This window comes from Nocardia sp. NPDC006044, from assembly GCF_042871115.1.
In the GTDB taxonomy this organism is placed as follows: Bacteria; Actinomycetota; Actinomycetes; order Mycobacteriales; family Mycobacteriaceae; genus Nocardia.
Map to the genome: position 1 here is coordinate 208,941 of NZ_JBIAID010000001.1, position 18,035 is coordinate 226,975.

20 protein-coding genes are annotated in these 18,035 nt (G+C 65.5%); 11 read left to right on the forward strand and 9 right to left on the reverse strand.

Annotated features, from left to right (window positions below):
* Window positions 1-490: 490 nt before the first annotated feature.
* Window positions 491-1,030, reverse strand: coding sequence for a hypothetical protein (locus ACFYO1_RS01075; protein WP_387225920.1), 540 nt, complete (start codon window positions 1,028-1,030; stop codon window positions 491-493).
* Window positions 1,031-1,306: 276 nt separating this feature from the next.
* Here ACFYO1_RS01075 and ACFYO1_RS01080 point away from each other — a divergent pair, with 276 nt between their 5' ends.
* Window positions 1,307-1,669, forward strand: coding sequence for a winged helix-turn-helix transcriptional regulator (locus tag ACFYO1_RS01080; protein WP_387225922.1), 363 nt, complete (start codon window positions 1,307-1,309; stop codon window positions 1,667-1,669).
* A gap of 190 nt (window positions 1,670-1,859) precedes the next feature.
* On the opposite strand, the gene ACFYO1_RS01085 is transcribed toward ACFYO1_RS01080, so the two are convergent.
* Window positions 1,860-2,441 carry a TetR/AcrR family transcriptional regulator gene (locus ACFYO1_RS01085; protein WP_387225923.1) on the reverse strand — a complete coding sequence of 194 codons (582 nt, stop codon included), beginning with the start codon at window positions 2,439-2,441 and terminating at the stop codon, window positions 1,860-1,862.
* A gap of 146 nt (window positions 2,442-2,587) precedes the next feature.
* Between ACFYO1_RS01085 and ACFYO1_RS01090 the strand changes: the two genes are divergently transcribed.
* The 5 genes from ACFYO1_RS01090 to ACFYO1_RS01110 all read left to right on the forward strand — a co-directional run bounded on the left by ACFYO1_RS01090 (window position 2,588) and on the right by ACFYO1_RS01110 (window position 7,446).
* A complete protein-coding gene (locus ACFYO1_RS01090; RefSeq protein ID WP_387225925.1) occupies window positions 2,588-3,754 on the forward strand; it encodes a serine hydrolase domain-containing protein in 1,167 nt (388 codons plus the stop codon).
* A 194-nt stretch (window positions 3,755-3,948) separates the two neighbouring features.
* Complete coding sequence (locus tag ACFYO1_RS01095) at window positions 3,949-4,407, forward strand: SRPBCC family protein (RefSeq protein ID WP_387225926.1); 459 nt, start codon at window positions 3,949-3,951, stop codon at window positions 4,405-4,407.
* A 583-nt stretch (window positions 4,408-4,990) separates the two neighbouring features.
* Window positions 4,991-5,986, forward strand: a complete 996-nt coding sequence (locus tag ACFYO1_RS01100) for an aldo/keto reductase (protein ID WP_387225928.1) — start codon at window positions 4,991-4,993, stop codon at window positions 5,984-5,986.
* Between the two features lie 99 nt (window positions 5,987-6,085).
* A complete protein-coding gene (locus ACFYO1_RS01105) occupies window positions 6,086-6,514 on the forward strand; it encodes a DoxX family protein (protein WP_387225930.1) in 429 nt (142 codons plus the stop codon).
* A gap of 443 nt (window positions 6,515-6,957) precedes the next feature.
* Window positions 6,958-7,446 (forward strand): MarR family winged helix-turn-helix transcriptional regulator, encoded by a 489-nt coding sequence (locus ACFYO1_RS01110; protein WP_387225932.1) that lies wholly within the window; start codon window positions 6,958-6,960, stop codon window positions 7,444-7,446.
* Between the two features lie 179 nt (window positions 7,447-7,625).
* Here ACFYO1_RS01110 and ACFYO1_RS01115 read toward each other — a convergent pair whose 3' ends face one another.
* The 7 genes from ACFYO1_RS01115 to ACFYO1_RS01145 form a co-directional block, all read right to left on the reverse strand.
* Window positions 7,626-7,994 (reverse strand): peptidase inhibitor family I36 protein, encoded by a 369-nt coding sequence (locus ACFYO1_RS01115; RefSeq protein WP_387225935.1) that lies wholly within the window; start codon window positions 7,992-7,994, stop codon window positions 7,626-7,628.
* Window positions 7,995-8,320: 326 nt separating this feature from the next.
* Window positions 8,321-8,896 carry a dihydrofolate reductase family protein gene (locus ACFYO1_RS01120; protein ID WP_387231630.1) on the reverse strand — a complete coding sequence of 192 codons (576 nt, stop codon included), beginning with the start codon at window positions 8,894-8,896 and terminating at the stop codon, window positions 8,321-8,323.
* A gap of 162 nt (window positions 8,897-9,058) precedes the next feature.
* Window positions 9,059-9,952, reverse strand: a complete 894-nt coding sequence (locus tag ACFYO1_RS01125) for a LysR family transcriptional regulator (protein ID WP_387225938.1) — start codon at window positions 9,950-9,952, stop codon at window positions 9,059-9,061.
* A gap of 424 nt (window positions 9,953-10,376) precedes the next feature.
* A complete protein-coding gene (locus tag ACFYO1_RS01130) occupies window positions 10,377-11,102 on the reverse strand; it encodes a hypothetical protein (RefSeq protein ID WP_387225940.1) in 726 nt (241 codons plus the stop codon).
* A 78-nt stretch (window positions 11,103-11,180) separates the two neighbouring features.
* A complete protein-coding gene (locus ACFYO1_RS01135; RefSeq protein WP_387225942.1) occupies window positions 11,181-11,504 on the reverse strand; it encodes a DUF3618 domain-containing protein in 324 nt (107 codons plus the stop codon).
* A 166-nt stretch (window positions 11,505-11,670) separates the two neighbouring features.
* The gene (locus ACFYO1_RS01140) at window positions 11,671-12,885 is read right to left on the reverse strand and encodes a serine hydrolase domain-containing protein (protein ID WP_387225943.1); all 1,215 of its coding nucleotides are present in this window, start codon (window positions 12,883-12,885) and stop codon (window positions 11,671-11,673) included.
* Window positions 12,886-13,091: 206 nt separating this feature from the next.
* A complete protein-coding gene (locus ACFYO1_RS01145; protein ID WP_387225944.1) occupies window positions 13,092-13,493 on the reverse strand; it encodes an SRPBCC family protein in 402 nt (133 codons plus the stop codon).
* Between the two features lie 146 nt (window positions 13,494-13,639).
* Here ACFYO1_RS01145 and ACFYO1_RS01150 point away from each other — a divergent pair, with 146 nt between their 5' ends.
* The 5 genes from ACFYO1_RS01150 to ACFYO1_RS01170 all read left to right on the forward strand — a co-directional run bounded on the left by ACFYO1_RS01150 (window position 13,640) and on the right by ACFYO1_RS01170 (window position 17,906).
* Window positions 13,640-14,509, forward strand: coding sequence for a helix-turn-helix domain-containing protein (locus tag ACFYO1_RS01150; RefSeq protein ID WP_387225945.1), 870 nt, complete (start codon window positions 13,640-13,642; stop codon window positions 14,507-14,509).
* Between the two features lie 90 nt (window positions 14,510-14,599).
* Window positions 14,600-15,283 carry a cutinase family protein gene (locus tag ACFYO1_RS01155; protein WP_387225947.1) on the forward strand — a complete coding sequence of 228 codons (684 nt, stop codon included), beginning with the start codon at window positions 14,600-14,602 and terminating at the stop codon, window positions 15,281-15,283.
* A 231-nt stretch (window positions 15,284-15,514) separates the two neighbouring features.
* Complete coding sequence (locus ACFYO1_RS01160) at window positions 15,515-15,796, forward strand: hypothetical protein (RefSeq protein WP_387225949.1); 282 nt, start codon at window positions 15,515-15,517, stop codon at window positions 15,794-15,796.
* A complete protein-coding gene (locus tag ACFYO1_RS01165) occupies window positions 15,793-17,541 on the forward strand; it encodes an alpha/beta hydrolase (RefSeq protein WP_387225951.1) in 1,749 nt (582 codons plus the stop codon). The genes ACFYO1_RS01160 and ACFYO1_RS01165 overlap by 4 nt, the downstream gene beginning before the upstream one ends.
* Window positions 17,538-17,906, forward strand: coding sequence for a hypothetical protein (locus tag ACFYO1_RS01170; RefSeq protein WP_387225952.1), 369 nt, complete (start codon window positions 17,538-17,540; stop codon window positions 17,904-17,906). Before ACFYO1_RS01165 ends, ACFYO1_RS01170 begins: the two co-directional genes overlap by 4 nt.
* Window positions 17,907-18,035: the final 129 nt, after the last annotated feature.

Genomic DNA, 18,035 nt, shown 5'->3' on the forward strand with positions numbered 1-18,035 from the left:
CGACATCACACATCAGCATGAGCATGTTGAAAGACCGTGTCGGCCATCCAATCCGAATGGCCGCTCAACGCGCCACACGGCATCACCGTATGTCGTGGCCAGCGGCGTCAAGGGCGTGACACGCGGATGTGGGACACGCTGAAAACGAACATCTCTACCGCGGCCGTCATCCCAGACGGCGACGCACGGGACACGAAGGTCTACCGCTTCCGCATCCCGTACTACACCATCCGGCCGCATCAGGTGCTCGGTGACAAACTCCCAGCAGGACCTGGATCCCGGTCACGCCGAGACGATCGATACGCAAGCCGTCGCCAGCCGCTGAGCGGCATCGGGACGGTCCAGGGTTTCGAGCGGCGATACTAACCGGTAGGAGCCACTCATGCGGAGATGGCGCATACCTATCAGCGAAGCGTGCTTTCGGGTGCTGCCGCAATGGCAGCACCCGAAAACGTCTTTTGGTGTGAGGTTCCCGCCTCCCTGGGATTCATTAGGGGTTGGAGCTGTCAACCCATTCTGAAAGTGTGTACCCGGACTGAGTCAGGCTCTGATTCAGTGCCAGCCGAAGATTTTCGACATTTTGATTCAGAACCGATGCCGGCAGGCCGCAGCTCAGCCCATCGAAGGTTAATACCCTGATTGTCGGCTTATTGGTGATTACGTTGACAAACGCTGTAGCCGTAGCGCCGCCTTGGAAAGTGCCAGTCAGGTACAGCGGCATCACGAGGGTGATCAGGTTGATCCCATTGGTTGTGATTTGGAACGTGCCTGCCATCGGGGAGCCGTCCGCAAGGGTGCCTGAGTAGTTCAGCGCGGTGCCGTCAGGGTTGACATCGTTTTGTGTCGCGACTTGGTTCGAGCAGAGCGGATCTGCCAATGCGATACCCGCCCCAGGTCCCACTGAGACCAGCGTGCTAGCGATGATGTTGCTGACAACTGCTGCCATGAAACCGGCGCGACCTCGATTCCTGGAGCTTTTTGTTTGCGTCTTCGGCGAGGCAGCAGGACCGGTGAGTGTGGTTTTGAACATGATGGAACTCTCGAAGACGGTGCGGAACGTCGACGATCGCACCGATTGAATAGGAATTGCAACGTAAGCACGGAGTGCTCGTTGACTGTGCCGCGCTCCGCCGACGGATACGGCGAAAGCAGAGACCTGCCTTCCGTGACACGGTGAGCGCTGATTGTGCTTTCGCGGTGATCATGTGCCGCTGCGCTCGCTACCAGCATCATCATGATTGAATGTTTAAGCAACACGCCTATCTGCATCGATACTTATTTGTGATCTTTACGAGAGGCGCTTCATGTGCGGACCGCTACTTGCCGGCAAAGACGACCGCTGGGGACCCCCGATGCCAACCGAACCTTCGACCGCACCCCGCCACTACGCCGCTACGACCGGCCGCTGCGTTTCACCGAGCTGCGTCGCCATATCGAGGGCGTGACACAGAAATCCCTGACCCAGGCGCTGCGCAACCTCGAACGCGACGGGCTGATCAGCCGTACCGTTTACCCGACTATCCCGCCGCGTGTCGAGTACGCCCTCACCGACCTCGGTGTCGCGGCCGGCGCCCTTACCACCGCGATCGCCGACTGGTCCCTGGCCAACGCGACCCGCGTCCTGGAATCACGCGCGGCCTACGACGACCGACTCGCCGACCAGTCGTGACGTACCTCATGCCGTGGCTTGATTACCGCTCACTCGAGCTGACTGTGGTCAGCGCGGTTTGACACCGACCACCACAGTCGCAGCGAACAAGGCGATGTGATCGGCGCGCGTATACCCGCTGGCGCAACCCGCGGGCCCGACCTCGAACGCGACGGTGCCGTCGACTCAAAAGATCCGGCTACCGGATCACCTACCGTACGTCGCTTGACGACTCACGGGCAGGTAGGCCACGCAGCAGCGTGTCGAGGAACAGGTCGAATCTCGGTGCGTCGGTGCCGAGGTGGAGGGGATTCTCGGTTGCCGCCAGCCAGCCGACGACGCAGGTCATGAAGATCTGCCAGCTGTGCTCGGCCATCTCGGCGGTCACCCCGGACCGGCGGAGAACGGCGCTGACCGCGCCCCGGACGCGGTCGATCGAGTGCGCGTTGTGCTCGTGCGGACGAGACAGGTGCGTGGCATAGCCGGGCAGGGCAAGGAATTCGTCGCGCATCGCCCACGCGAGTCGGGTGAGCCAGGCTCGCCATTCCGGATCTCCGGCATCGGCTCGCAGCAGGATTCGCTCGACGACGACCTCGCTGAGGAGATCGAAGAGCTCGTCGCGGTTCTTGATCCACCGGTAGAGCGCGCTGTGGCTGACGCCGAGGCTCGCCGCGAGCTCGCGCATGGTCAGCGTGTCGACGTTGTCGGCCTGCGACACCGCGTCGACGATCTTGTCCCGGCTGATCTGGGCGGGACGGCCCGGACCTCGTCGCTCGGCCACTTGGTCACTCATGAATCAGACGATAGACAGGGCCCGCCGCCGAGCTCGTCGCCGTAGGTGACGTCGACATCTGTCACCCCATTAGTTACCAATGGTCACTAATGGGGTAGTGTGAGTCGTGTCGACGGATCGGCCGTCACGCAACAGCGGGAGACACGATGAGGGAAGCACTCGAGGAGGCGGCTGGCATCCAAGGCACGGTCGCGCCGGGATTCGAGGCTGTGCGCGAGCAGTTCGCCGCACTGCTGGCCGCGGAGGGTAGCGAACTGGACGCCCAATTGGCCGCCTACCACCGCGGCGAGAAGGTGGTCGACCTATGGGCGGGGCCGGATACGAACGCGGACTCGATCATGGGGATCTACTCGGCGAGCAAGGGGGTCACCCACCTGGTGGTGGCGCTGCTGGTCCAGGACGGCGTGGTGGACCTGGATCAGAAGGTGAGCCGCTATTGGCCGCAGTTCGCGGTCGAGGGCAAGCAAGACCTCCTGGTACGCGAACTGCTCGCCCACCAGGCCGGTCTGGTGGGCGCCACGCACGGGTTCACGATGGAGGAACTCGCCGACGACCGACTCGTGGCCGAACGACTCGGCACGCAGCGCCCGTTCTGGCGACCGGGCCGGGCAACCGGGTACCACGCGTTGGTGATGGCCGCGCTGAGCGGAGAACTCGTGTGCCGCGCCACCGGCCGCACCGTCCAGGAACACTTCGCCGAACGACTCCAGGCTCCGCTGAAGCTCGACCTGCACTTGGGCCTGCCCGTGGGCCTGGACAGCCAATTCCTCAGTGCGCAACCGATGACGGCGACTCCGGAACGCCTGCGCGAGCTCGCCGCGACCGCGACCGACCCGGACAGTCTCAGCGGCATCGCCTTCAACCGTCACCATCCGCGCAACCGGGAGGTGTGGGAACTGCCCAATCTTCCGGTCGTCCGCTCCCGCGGGCCGGCCTCCTTCGGAGGCATCGGCACCGCCCGCAGCCTGGCCAAGCTGTATTCGGCGCTCGTGTCGCCGGTCGACGGCGTCGACCCGCTGCTCGAACCCGCCACCGCGTCGGCGTTCGGCCAGATCCAGTCCAACGGCTTCGACTTGGTCCTGCGGCAGCCCAAGGCCTGGGCGGTCGGATTCCACGCGTCGTCAGAGATCTACCCGGTTCTCGGCGCCGGCGCGTTCGGCCACAGCGGAGCCGGTGGACAACAGGCGTTGGTCGACCCACGCCACGAGCTGTCCTACGCCTTCCTGCGCCGCCGCTTCCTGTTGCCCAACCAGGCCGACGCCGACCATCTGCGACTGCTGGGTGCGCTGGTCACTGCTGCGCGGCGGGCCTGATCACTCGCGGGGACCGCCGCCACCTCCCCGCAGATCGACGCGCTGAGCACGATCCCGCCGGGGCGAGCAAGTTCTGCTTGTCGGCTCGTCGGGATCTCGGCCGGGCGAGAAACGCGTAGACCGGGAGGTGCGAAACATGTTGTCGCGCACTGAGGAAAGGGCATGCGGACAGCTCCCGGCTAAGCTCGGATCTCGTGGTCGAAAAACTGGAAATCTCGCGTGACATCGCTGCTTCGCCCGACGCGGTATATGCGGCCGTCGCGGATGTGACCCGCATGGGTGAGTGGTCACAGGAGTGCTACGCCTGCGAGTGGCATGAGGGCTTCGAGGGTCCGGTCGTCGGCGCGACTTTCGAAGGTCACAACCGCAACGGTGAACGCGAGTGGACCACTCAGGGCAAAGTCGTCGAGGCCGACCCCGGCCGAGCCTTCACCTTCGAATGCTCAATGCGCGATTTCCACTACGCGACTTGGGGTTACCGCATCGAACACACGCCGACGGGTTGCCGGGTGACCGAGTGGACCGAGGATCTGCGGCCACCGGAGGGCTTGGAGTTCAGTAAGAAGATCTCCGGTGTGCAGGACCGGACAGCACGTAACCGGGAGACCATCAGCGGCACCCTCGAGCGCCTCGCGGCCGCCCTGGAGAACTGACTCGAATCCGGTTCTCGCGGTTCGGAGTCTGTTCCCGATGCCGGTCGGGTTGGTCGACGTCACCATCCGCTCATCGGCAGTGGCGTACGTTCAGCACGGCGCGTCTCGAAATGCGCTGCTGGACGACTGATCACGAGGAACTGATGTAAGTGACCTCTCGACGGATGCCTACACCAGTTCCTCGTGATCAATCGACCAGCAACCGAGCTGAACGCTTGCATCGCGGCTAGTGGGCCACTTGATGGCGGGATCGGATCCTGGCCAGGATCTGGTTCAGGTGCGCGGCGGGGCTGAGGTCTGGAGGACTTGGATCCGGTCTCGACACAATCATCGGCTACCAACCGATGGTGTCGAGGTTCAGGACCAGGCTTTGCCAGGTTTGCGAATCGCGCGACGATCATGACCGGTCGAATGTGCTTGATTCGGCATCGGAGACTCGTTTCGTCCTCACCCGCCGCGCCTGACCCGCCGACGGGGGCTGGTTCTCCAGCTTGACTTGGAGTGCACTCCAAGTCCTAGTGTCGGAGGCGTTCGTCAGCCCTCAGGTACCGCCCGGCTGGCCGGGTAAAAGGAGTATCCGCGCATGATCACTCGAACCACGCTCGGCTCGCCCGGTCTCACCGTCAGCGCGATGGGCCTGGGGTGCATGGGGATGAGCGAGAGTTACGGTGCCGCCGACTGGGACGGCGGCCTGGCCACCATCGACCGGGCGCTGGAGCTGGGCATCACGTTCCTGGACACCGCCGATGCCTACGGTGCCGGGCACAACGAGGTGCTGGTGGGCCAGGCCATTCATGGTCGCCGGGACCGGGTGCAGGTGGCCACCAAGTTCGGTATCGACCGCAGCGGCGGTGACCGGGCGCGTCGTATCCGCGGTGCCCGGGACTTCGTGCTGCGCTCCTGTGACGCCTCGCTGCTGCGGCTGGGCGTGGAGGTGATCGACCTGTATTACGCCCATCGCCCGCCTCAGGACGTGGAGATCGAGGAGACCGTCGGGGCGATGGCCGAGCTGGTCGAGGCGGGCAAGGTCCGCCATCTGGGTCTGTCCGAGGTCGACGGCGAGCTGCTGCGCCGCGCGCACGCGGTGCACCCGATCACGGCGGTGCAGAGCGAGTACTCGCTGTGGACCCGCGACGTCGAGGCCCTCACCCCGGTGATGGCCGAGCTGGGGGTCGGGCTGGTGCCGTACTCGCCGCTGGGGCGGGGGTTCCTGACCGGCGCCCTGGACCGATCCACGTTGGGCGAGAAGGACTTCCGGCGCACCAACCCCCGCTTCGCCGGCGCGGCGGGCGAGGCCAACGAGAAGATCGCGCAGACCGTGCGCGAGGTGGCCGACCGGCTGGGTGCCACCCCGGCTCAGGTGGCGCTGGCCTGGGTGTACGCGCAGGCCGAGCGGCTCGGGGTGGCGGTGGTGACGATTCCGGGCACCCGCAGCCCGGCCCGGCTGGAGCAGAACGCGGCCGCGCTGGAGCTCACCCTGGACGCGGAGGCACTGGCCGCGCTGGACCCGCTGAGCGGGCAGGTGAGGGGCGAGCGCTATATCCCCGCGCACACCGCCGAGGTGCCTGCGGCGCGGTAAAAATTTCTTCGACCGCGGCGATGAGTTTTCCGGACCGCCCCCGTCCTTACTGATGAACGCGCCACCAACCCGGCGCGACCGATCCAGAAGGAACACGAGATGACCGCCATCGCCGCCACCCAGACCACCGCCCCCGTCCGCCCCGGCAAGATTCGCAACCGCGTCCTGTGGACCCTGCAGATCGTGCTCGGCCTGTTCTTCATCATCGCCTCCGGCGGCCCGAAGCTCCTCATCCCGCACACCCTGATGGACAACAACGCCACCGCCTTCTCGATCCCGTTGGGGCTGCTGGTCTTCATCGGTCTCGCCGAGGTCGCCGGCGGCATCGGACTCATGGTGCCCCGCCTGACCGCGGCCGCCGCGATCGGCCTGGCCATCGTCACCTTCCTCGCCGCCGGCTTCAACGCCTTCCTCGCCGGCACCCCCGAACTGGCCCCCTTCCCGCTGGCGCTCACCGCGATCTTCGCCTGGATCGCCTACGAACGCCGGGCCTCGATCACCGCCCTGCTCGCGCTGATCAAGCGATGACCCGCGCATAACGCCCGGCTACCGGCGGCACCCAGCCGCCGGTAGCCGCGTTGTGCGTTACCGGGACAGTCCGGTCGGGTTGGTCGGACTGTCCCGGTCACCGGCTCTGCGCCGAAGCGTGCGATGCAGCCACCTGCACGCCCTGGTCCAACAGATTCGGTCGGCTGGCCGACGCGTGCCGGCCAGATCTACTCGACCGGAGGGGGCTGGATGAACACGACAGAGTCTGGAACGGCACCCACCCGTGGCGGAGGTCGCTGTTCGGACTGCTGCGCGTCCGTCTGTGGTTCGGCGCTGGTGACAGATTCGTTCTCGTCGGCCGTTGGATCAGTGCTCATCGGAGTCGCTTTCGCTGGAGATCCGTTCCCCCGCATCGAGTATCGCAGTGCGATGGCTGGTGACGGAGTGACTTCGAAACCATGTCGAGTTGCTAATTTGGGGGAATGGTGAACCCGCCGCTGGACTCGCGCGCAGTCTTCTTGTTGTCGCAGATCGGTCATCACGTGGCGCACCGGTTCACCGAGCAACTGGCGCGGTGGGATCTCGATCCGGCGCACTTCGCCGTCCTCGGCCAGCTGGCGATCTCGGATGGGCGCAGCCAGCAGGAACTCGCGGATCTGCTGCGGGTGCACCGCAACGCGATGGTCGGGCTGGTCGACGAGCTGGAGGAGCGCGCACTGGTGGCGCGGCGCCAGCATCCGGCCGATCGTCGCGCACACGCGGTCCATCTCACCGATCACGCGCGCGAAGTGCTCGGCACCGTCCAAGCGGAAGCCGACGCACTGGAATCGGAGATCCTCGCCCCACTCGACGAGACCGAACGAAACCTGTTGCGCCCGCTACTCCGTCGCATCGCCGCCCACGCCGACCTCCCCGCCGGCATACACCCCGGACTGCAACGGCGGCGCCGTGCCCGCCGGGAGTCGCAGTGAACTACTTGGTGCCGGTCTGCTCCCCGCAGCTGGCGATCCTAGAGCGCTCCGCCACCGGCTCGAGCAACGGAAACGTGCCCCGCTCAGCGACTTTCGCTGAGCGGGGCTGTCGTCTACGTGGGCCGCGCTCCCGTCAACTCAGCTGATGCCGAACGCGTTCGCGCATAGCCGATTTCGGGTCAGGCCGCCTTCACCGAATGCACCTGAGTGGCGACATCGGCCGGTATATTTGTCTGTTGACCAGGCCCGCTGCGGAAGATGACGCCGCCGCGATAGTTGTACTCGGTGAACCCGTTCCAGTATCGGCCGGTGCGGTCCCATATCGAATACACCTGGCCATCGATGTTCTGCAAGCGCAGATCGGTCGAGCCGAGGCGGAAATACGCGATTCGCCCGCCCCCGTTGGCAGCGCTGAAGAGGCAGAAGTTCCCATTCGGGCAGCGGGCGTATCCGGTGGCGTCTTGGTCGGAGTCCGCGTGGGCGGGGGAGGCCAGACCGGATATGCCGAGCACCAGCAGCGCCGCCACGCCGAGTTCGCGTAGTCTCATCGTCTTCTCCTTCGTCTCCAGATCCCCTGTGAGACAGGAGATTTAGTGAGTCGAAGGTATAAGTTGGCGGATATCGCCGGCGTATCGAAAATTGCATACACGCTGACAACAACTCGTCGCCGATAATGCCCGCCTGCGACCGAGGCCGTAGCCGCCGCTCTCCGGCAACTGAGCTGGGCGCGGCAGGTGCGCCGCTGGACCACCTCCCGTGGCGGCGACTACGCTCTTCCGATCCTCTCGACGTGCCCAACGCGTCCCGAGTGTCGAGCTGATCAACTTGAACCGGGCGCCTGGTCAGGACGCCCGGTGAGCAGAGACCGCGCGGGTCAGCGCACGACGTCGTAGACGAGTTTGGCCACGCCGTTGGCGTAGGTGGCCGAATCACGCAGGCGCAGTTGCTGTTTGTCGCGGTCGGCACGGCTGAACAGACTCTTGCCCGCACCCAGCAGGATCGGGAAGACGAGCAGGTTGTAGCGGTCGATGAGGTCGGCGTCGGCGAGGCGCCGGGCCAGTTCAGCGCTGCCGTGGATGAAGATGGCGCCGCCTTCGGTTTCCTTGAGCTGCGCCACGTCCTCGGTGCTGCGCAGGATGGTGGTCGGGCCCCAGCCGTCCAGCAGATCGGATTCGGCGAGGGCAGTGGACAGGACGTACTTGGGCAGCTCCTTGTACGCGATGTGATCATCGGATTCGCGCCAGTACGGGGCGAAAGCCTCGTAGCTGCGGCGGCCGAACAGCAGGGCGGTGTGATCGGCGAGTTCGTCGTTCTTGAGCGAGTAGGCCTCCGGGACGAACTCGGTGGCCATCACCCAGCCGCCGCTGCGATGCCCCTCCTCCTTGCCACCTGGCGAGTCCACGACGCCGTCCAGCGACATGAACCCCGTGTACACCAATTCGCGCGGCACAATTCCTCCTGAAATCCGATGATCGAATCCGCTGATCTCCACTGCGGTGGATTCCAGCATCGTCAGTCGAAATCTATGCAACAAGCAGCGTTTCAGCAACGCTCCGCTAAGCGCGGGTTAACGCTTAGCCGTACTCAACGCTGTGTTCACCGGAGGCGGCGGTTACTGCGATTCGGCCACCTCCGCGATGACTTCGAGGAAGACGTCCACGAACGGCTTCTTGCGCGCGGTCGGCCACATCAGGCCGTAAACGATCGGCCGCGCGTCGTGAATCGGAACGAAGACCAGGTCGGGGCGGGAGTGGAAGTCACGGGCGCGCAGCGAGACGGTGCTGACACCGACGCCCTGGCTGACGTGCACCAGTACCTCGGGCCAGAAATTCGTGGCCGGGCCCTGCGGTATCGGCCGCCCGGCAGGGGTGCGCCGCGGGAAATACTCGTCCATCCAGTAGCGCGGCACGTGTTCATCGGCGATGGTGACCAGTGTCGCGTCGGCCATGTCTTCCATCGATACCGATTCCCGGGTGGCGAAAGGATGACTGCCGGGCACCATCAGCGCTCGTGGTTCGGCAAAGACGATCGGCCCGGTGGTGATATCGGGCTCGTTGATGGGGAATTCGGTGAGCTGCAAATCCACCGCGCCCGAACGCATTCGGCCGAGCGGATCGATGAGCTGGATCTCTTCGATGTCGACCGCGGTGTCCGGGTACCGCTCTTGGGCGACCGCTGCGGCGCGCACCAGCAGGTTGCCGCTCCAGGGCGCGGAGAATCCCACAGTGATGGTCTGGGTGATCGAACCGCCCTGGCTCGCCGCGCGGACGCTGGCCGAGATCTGGTCGTAGGCGGGGCGCAATTCGTCACGCAACTGTTTTCCCAGCGGTGTGAGCCGCACTATGCGGCTGTTGCGCTCGAACAGCGGCGCCCCGATCCGCCGCTCCAGCTTGGCGATCGTCTGGCTGATTCGGCTGGTCGTCACATGCAGTCGCTCGGCCGTCCGGCCGAAGTGCAATTCCTCCGCAAGGGTCAGAAATGCCTCCAGTTCGAGACGTTCCAGCATCGATGTCCTCAGTTCGTGAAGCGGCGCTCAACTTAGCATGCTCGAATCCGGACTTGACAACACCGATGCGGGCGTTCGGATTCCGCGAGGGAGACGGGGCCACCCGAGCCGAGTGCGGCGAGGACCGCAGAGGCCATGCCGTTCGCTGCGACCTCGGTTGCCGAGCCCGGTTCAGTGAGCACCACGACGCGCCGGACACCAACGAACTCATCGCGGCGTGCCGGATGGGCTACCTCGACGGGCCAGTCCTGCATCCAGCTTTCGTGTGCGATGTTCGCCAGCTGTGCTGCTCGTCACGCCGAATCGCCGCCCGGATAGATCGTGCGGCTGAAGGTAATGCGAAAGCCCCTCACCCGCGTGTGCGGATGAGGGGCATGGCTGTTGTGCAGAACTCGGGTGCACGACGGGTCGTGCGATGGAGCTTCTATTCCTCCGAGCGTCCCACGTGGCCCTCTTTGGGCCAGCCGATCTGCTCCCACATGTGGACCGCGTATGCCTCGGCCTTGTCGGCTTTTGTGCGAACGCTTGCGTCGCCCTTTTTGTCCTCCTCGAAGGCGAGGTAGGCGGCTGCCTTCACGTCGAGCTCCAAGGCACCCAGATTGTGGTCGTCGTGCTTACTCGTACCTGACTCGAACGAGCGCCCGGTTACCACCTTGCACCAATCCAGGTATTTGCTCGCCTTGTCGCACGATCCGCAGTACGCCCCGCCGTGCTGAACCATGTAAACGCACACATCTCGAGCCGCGGCTTCGGCGGACCCGCGCGTTTGTGGCGCGACGCCGACGTCATTCCTCATCTCGTAGGGCGCGGGATGGGTGCTGGGCCGATGATCGCTGTCGAGATCGATGGCGTCGAGCCGCTTTTCGGCGCTGGCCTCGCGCTTCTCATCACATTTCGCGGCCGCCCCGTCCTCTTTCTCCTCCGCCGAAGTGCACAGGTTCGCGGCTTTCAGCTCCTCGTCGGTGACGCGCTCGATCTCCGCACGCAACTCCCGTTTCGCGTCCTCCAAAACACCATCGGCGGACATCTCGCTGCTGGGTTCGCCCGCGACGGCCGCCGGACAGGACCCGACCTCGATCGAACCGATACAAAGCACCGCGGCAAACGCCGCAATCACCAATCCACCGCACCGCCTGGCATCCAAAGTCACTCCGCTCCTCGATGGTTTCCTCCGAAAAAATCTTCGTTGCCACCTGAGGCGTGGATGGGGATCAATTCACGCGAGCGTTTATCGACGGGTGCGGTTACGCACAATCAGCCACGTTGTCAGGGCGGCGACCGATGCCAGCGCTACCGCGACCGGCACCGGCCGCAGGCGAGCGACCTGGGCGACCCGCATCGCGTTGTCCTGCCCCACGGCTCCCAGGCTGCCGACCTTCTCGCGGGCGAGGTCGGCGGTTCGATGCAGCTGGGCCTCCGCTCTGCCCTTGACGTCGAGCTTGCCGGTCAGTTCGGCCAGGGTCTGACCGAGCTCTTCCCGCGTGAGGTCGCGGTCTGCCCGCAGCAATTCCACCTCTGCCGGTTCGGTCGAGGTATGGCGCTTATCGCTCATCGCAATGTTCCGTTCTCAGTCGGATGTCGCCCAACTCCGCGGCGTGCTTTTCCAGGCGGTACCCGCTGCACAGGGTGGAAAACTACCGCTCCGAAATGGGCCCGATACGCCCAGGCGCATATCGCTGAAGAACCCGCCTCCAGCGGACCGGGGTACAGCGGCGCGGCTACTTGTTTCCGGTACGACACAGGGCATGGTCTACGAGACTCATGGCCGTGTTCTCCTGGGCGATCTGATGTTCCTCGGTGTCTTGCAGGAGGGTGGACATGGACACCACGACGCTGCGAGTGCCGTCGTCGGTGACGCCGTCTCTGGTTTTGTAGCCGGGAATGTCGCCGCCGTGCATCCAATACCGTCCACCGCAGGACAATTCGATCGAGAACAAGCCCAGACCGTAGCGTGCACCGGGGAAGACCGATTTGACCTCGGCGTCGGTATCGACGGTCTTCTTCATTTCTGCGAGTTGTCCGGGCTGCAAGAGTTTGCCACCGAGCAATGCCCGGAAGAAGGTGTTCAGGTCGGCGGTGGTGGTGATCAATGCGCCTGCGGCGGCGGCGAATACACCGATCCGGTTGTCGGTGGTATCGACCAAACCGCCCGTCGGCCATTGCGTGTATCCGGTGGCGTGCGGGAGCGGAATCGTGACCGAGCTGCGCGGGTAGCTGGTGTGTTCGAGGCCGAGCGGGACGATGATCCTGCTGCCGACTTCCTCGTACCACGGTCTGCCGGTGATCTTTTCGATGATCATGCCCGCCAGCAGGTAGCCGGTGTTGCTGTAGCGCCAGCCGGTTCCCGGGGCGAAGGTCGGCGGGCTCTGGACAGCTGTGGCCACCACCTGCTCGGGCGGGGGCGGGACGTTGAGGGCATAGCGGTGGTAGTCCTCCGGGGAAGCCAGCTGATACGGATTCGGATACCCCAGTCCGCTGGTGTGGTTGAGCAATTGGCGCACCGTGATCTTCGTGCCCTCGTTGCCGTTTCCACTCACGACGCCCGGCAACCACTGCTCGACCGTGTCATCCAGGGTGAGTTTGCCCTCACCGACCAGTTGCAGCAGTACGGTCGCGGTGAAAGTCTTGGTGGCGCTGGCAGTCCGGAAATACCCATCCCCCGAGACCGGGCTCCGACTCACGGTATCGGCGACACCACTGGTCACCACCGTATTGCCACCGTCAGCGGCGACCAGCCTGGCCTGCACACCCGTGATACCGACATCACGGATCGCGTCGGCATCACGCTGGAGCGCGGTTCCGTCGGCAGCGGTGGCCGATGTCGCTGTCCTGCTCGGTGCGGCGATGGCGGGCTGGTCGGGTTGGCACGCGGTCGTGGCGAGAGCCGCGAGGACCAACACCGGCACAGCGGCGCCGAACATCTTCGATCTCAACAAAATTCCCTTCGGGCAATCGGACGGCTACAGCATCACCACCGTAAAATTCCGCCCCGCCGCCCTCCATCCCGCAGGCATCCGGATCGCCACTACCACCACCGCCCGCTCCCGGGTGGTGCCAGCACTACCCTGTGCACGAACGACCCGCATGCTGACGCCGGCGCAGATACGGCAGTTGACCCACCGTGCGGATGGCCGGCCGTTCATTCGGCGGCCAGGGTTTCCCGGATGACGTCGGCGGCGGCGCTCATGTTCGTGTACAGCAGTTCGGCCAGTTCGTCCGGTAACACATCGTGGATCCATACCAGTCTGCAGCGTCCCGGGCAGATCGCGAATACCTGCATGGACGCGTTGTTGTGCGCAGGCTGCACCGTGTCGCCGATGATCGAGTACACGATGCGGCGACGTTCCTCGTCCACAGCGACGAGCCGCTCGCGCACGACAATCCCGTCCCGCAATGTCACCACTCGCACATCGGCGTCGGCCACGCACGCACTCACCCAACCCGGGGTTATCCGTTCGGGTGCGGTGGCGAAGTCGCCCACCGCCTTCCACACCACCTCGGCATCGGCATCGATCTCGATGTCCATCCGTACGGTCGCCACGGCGCCTTCCCTCCGAACTCGCATTCCGGTCGCGTATCACTGTCCCGCGCCGGGCATTACACCGTCTTGTACGTTTGTTCCCCGGCCTGTCGACCGACCTTCAGTAGCATCGGGTGGTGTGATCTACCGGATGCAGGGGTGAGGGTGTGGTCGGATCGGATGCCGCAGCCTGGGATGTCGTGCGGTCGCCGCGGCCGGCTCCGGTCCGCGGCGTGCGGATCGCCGGGTTCCGCAGTCTGAGTGCGGATCCGATCGCGCAACGGGTGATTCCCCACCCCTCGATCACCGTGATACTCGAATTCGGTGACAGCTCACTTCTCGTCGAGGACGCCACCGGCAGACAGCAAAACGGCAGTCTCGCAGCCGGTCTCGCACATCACCCAGCCGGAATGCGCGGCCGGAACATCGCCTGCCTGGAACTGCGCATATCCCCGGTGGTCGCCCACACTGTGCTAGGAGCGTGCCTGACCGATCCCGAATCCATGGTCGACCTCGACGCCGTCTGGGGCCGGGAAACATCGAGAATCCGGCAACAATTGAACGAGGCCACCTCGTGGAGCGATCGATTCACGGTGGCGGATACGTTTCTCACCCGTCGAATCGCGGCGGGTCCGCCGATGGCTCCCGAGGTGATCTGGGCGTGGGAAAGGATCGCCGCCAGCCGTGGCCGGGTCCGGGTCGACGATCTGGCCGTCGAGCTCGGCTGGAGTCGCAAACGCCTATGGACCAGGTTCCGATCGCAGGTGGGCGTGGCGCCTAAGCGTGCCGCGAAGCTGATGCGCTTCCACCACGCCGCCCACCATCTGACCGCAGGCCGCAGCACCGCCCTGGTCGCGGCGGAATGCGGCTACACCGACCAATCTCATCTCCACCGTGACGTCTCGGCGTTCACCGGTACAACTCCCACAGCCCTCGCCGGAAACTCAGGACTCGCGGCGACCCACCTCGCGTTCGAACAATCACCGTCCGCGCACCGATTTGTGCCGGGTGAGCATTCTGACCGGCCGCGCCAGTGAGGCGTCCAGAAACCTGACCGGCGCAGGTCGATCCGCCTACATCCGTCCTACCGTTCGCTGCAGGTTCGAACGAGAGGCAGATCCATGGCAATGGCTAGATCACATCGGTCGACGACATCGGCGGCGGCCGTCACGGCGCTGGCCGTCTTCGCCGTGACGACGGGGGTGTGCACAATCGGGGCGGGCACTGCGATGGCGGCGGGATGCGCTGACATCCAGGTGGTTTCGGCTCGCGGCACCAATGAACCCGGGGGTGCCGGGAGCCAGGAGAAACTGGGTACCGTCGTCGGAAATCCGGTGTACTCGGCGATCGCCGGCGCGCTGGAGGCCCGGACCGACGCGTACCGGGTCGCATATCCGGCCGACCTGAACCAGCCCGCCTCGGTGCAGGCCGGAAACCGGGACCTGGTCGCGCACGTGGTGGCTCAGGCTGCCGCTTGTCCGGGGCAGCGTTTCGTGCTCCTCGGCTACTCGCAAGGCGCGAATGTGGTCGACAATTCGATCGGGATCAGCAGTGCGGGCGCGAAGGTCGGTGGCCCGATCGTGGCGACCCTGCCCGCTCAGCTGACACCGCGGGTCGCGGCGGTGCTGTTGTTCGGAAACCCCATCCGCGGACTGGGCAGGTCGGTCACCGGGGTCTACGCCGAACGCACCTACGACGTCTGCAACGACAACGACCCGGTGTGCGACCCGAACGGGTCGGATTGGAACGTGCACCTGCGCTACGCCCGACATGCCGCTGCCGCAGCGAAATTCGTCGAATCTCGCCTTTGATCTCGACCGGGCGAGCGTCGCCGGAGTCGCCCGGCAACGGTCCGCCGGTCGACCCCATGCGTGAGATATGTTGAAGGACAATCGATCCGGGTAGCCGTCAGTGTGCGGGGTGGAGGTTTTGGGGGGTCGCGTCCGCCGAACCCGGGATGCTACCGTCGGCGAAATTGTCCGAACCGACAATGTGGGGGTGCGATGGGGAATATAGCGCCAGAGGAAACACGCGGCGACACTGTGCTGCAGGTCGATGCGGACGCTTTACGTCGGCTCGGCGGCAAGCTGGGCGCGCACGCCGCCGAGATCGGCCAGATCAGGATCGGGGCGAAGGTGGTCATGGCCGCGGACTCACCGGTGCGCGCGGCGTCCGACCGGGTTCCCGACGCCGTGCGGCACGCGTTCGGGCTGATCGGCGGCAATATCGACCAGATGGCCGTCCGGATGACGGCGGGCGCCGCCACATATGCGGAGCTCGAGCAGGCCAATACGGATCAGCTGCGACGTTACGCCGGAGCATGACGACCATCGGCCACGTGCGGGCATGCGTGCCGGAAACGATGGTGTCGCTCGCCGAAGTCCTGGCGACGCAGACCAATACGTTCACCGATCGGGTCGGGCAGATGGCTCGCGACGTCGACCACGAGCTGGGCGACTGGAAGGGCGCTGGCGCCGCGGCGGCCTCGGCGCGCACGCTCGCGCATCAGCTCGACGCCAATCATCTGGCCGAGACCGTGGTCGGGCTCGCCGATCATTACAACGCGTTCGGCACCGAACTGTCGGGGTACCGCGACGTGCTGTTGACCACCGTCGTGCACGCGACCGAGGACGACGGCATGTCGGTCGACGACGCCGGCAATGTCACCGCGCCGAAAGTGCCTCCCGGCAACGAACATCCGAGCGTACCGGGGCTCGTCCAGCACTATCTCGACACGCAGGCCGCCGGCTACCAGTCCAAGATCCAGCACTTGCTGGCCCAGTTCGGTGACGCCGAAGCGCGGGCGGCCAAGGCCATCACCGACTCGTTGCAACTGCTGGACACCTACGAGAAACACCCCAGCCCCGACGTTGGTTCGAAGGTCAAAGACATCCTCGCCGGCAAGGCGCGGTTGCCCGACGATCCGCAACAGCTGCACGACTTCTGGGCGACGTTGACCCCGGCGGAGAAGGACGCGTTGTGGAAGCACGACCCGTATATCGGAAACCGGGACGGCATCCCGGTCGTCGACCGCGACCACTACAACCGGATGACCTTGCAGGACGAACTCGCCCGCGCCCGCGCCGGTGACCCTGCGCTGCAAGGCAAGCGCGACGATCTGGAAAAGATCAGCAAAGAGCTGCAGCACCCCGATCGCTATCTCATGCTGCTCGACACCAAATCCGGCGCTACCACGCACGCCGCGATCGCCTCCGGTAACCCCGACCTCGCCGACCATGTCGCCACCTTCGTGCCCGGCACCGGTTCCCGGCCGTCGAAGAGCATGTACATGGACTGGGTGGACCGGATGCGCGACCAGGCCGGAGTCGCCGGTGCGAAGAATCCCGCGGTGATCTCGTGGCTCGGCTACGACGCACCACCCGAACTTCTCGATGCCACGCACCGGCGATACGCCGACGCCGGGGCGGATGCGCTGAACCGTTTCCAGAACGGCCTGCGTGCTTCGCATGTCGGCGCGCCGTCCTACAACACCGTCGTGGGACACAGCTACGGCACCACCTTGGTCGGTGACGCGGCCAGCCATGGCCGGACCCTCAATGCCGATGCGGTGGTGTTCGTGGCCAGCCCGGGGACAACCGTCGAGCATGCGAGCGACCTCAGCCTGACCGGCGTCCGCCCCGAGGAGGTGGGCAGCCGGGTGTACGCGACGGCCGCCGTCCACGATCCGACGCCCCTGTACGCGGCCCACCGCGTGGGCAAGCTCGACGATGTCATCGGCGGCGTCAGCTCCGGGCCCGACATCTACGATCCGTACAATCCGACTGCCCCGCCGCCGAAAGCCGCTGGGGGACTGGATGATTACGGCATGGATCCCACCGATCCCGACTTCCGCGGGCGCACCTTCCCCTCCGATCCGGGACCGACCTCAGAGCTCGGATTGAACGGTGCCGCGCACAATCAGTACTGGGAGCCGGGGAACAGATCGCTGGAGGGCATGGGCCACATCATCGCGGGCAAGGGCGACAAGGCGACGCAGATCCCGCCCGCACCGCCACCGGTGGCACAGACCCAACCGGTACCGACGCCGCCACCCCCGGGTAACCGATGAGTATGCAGCACAACGACTTCGACTCACTCGGCCGGAAGGTGCGACGCGCCCAAGCCGCGCTGGAACAGGTGCGCGGAGTAGGTGATGTCGACGGCGTCCAAGTGATCGTCGACGCCAATAACCGCCTCGTGCGGGCATCGATTCCTGGTGAGCAAGCCCTCTTGGCCGCTTACCACGCGGCGTTGCAAGATCTACAGTCCCAGCTCGACGAGGCCATGCGCGAGGTCCACGCCGACTCCCGGTTCGACGCGATATCGACCTTCGTCCAGGCGAATGCGGCCAGGCTGGAAGAAGAACGCGCCCGCTCCTTCGACGGCCACGACCCTGGTCGCACCAATCCGGCAGGTGTGGAAACGGCCTGGTGATCCCGTTGCCCGCACTTACGCTGCGCGATCAGCAGCTGGAGCGACACATCGAGCCCACGTGAGATGGGGTGCCGGAGGGCGGATGGGGCGGGTGTAGCCTCATCGCGTTCTGCTATAAGTCCTTGTCCT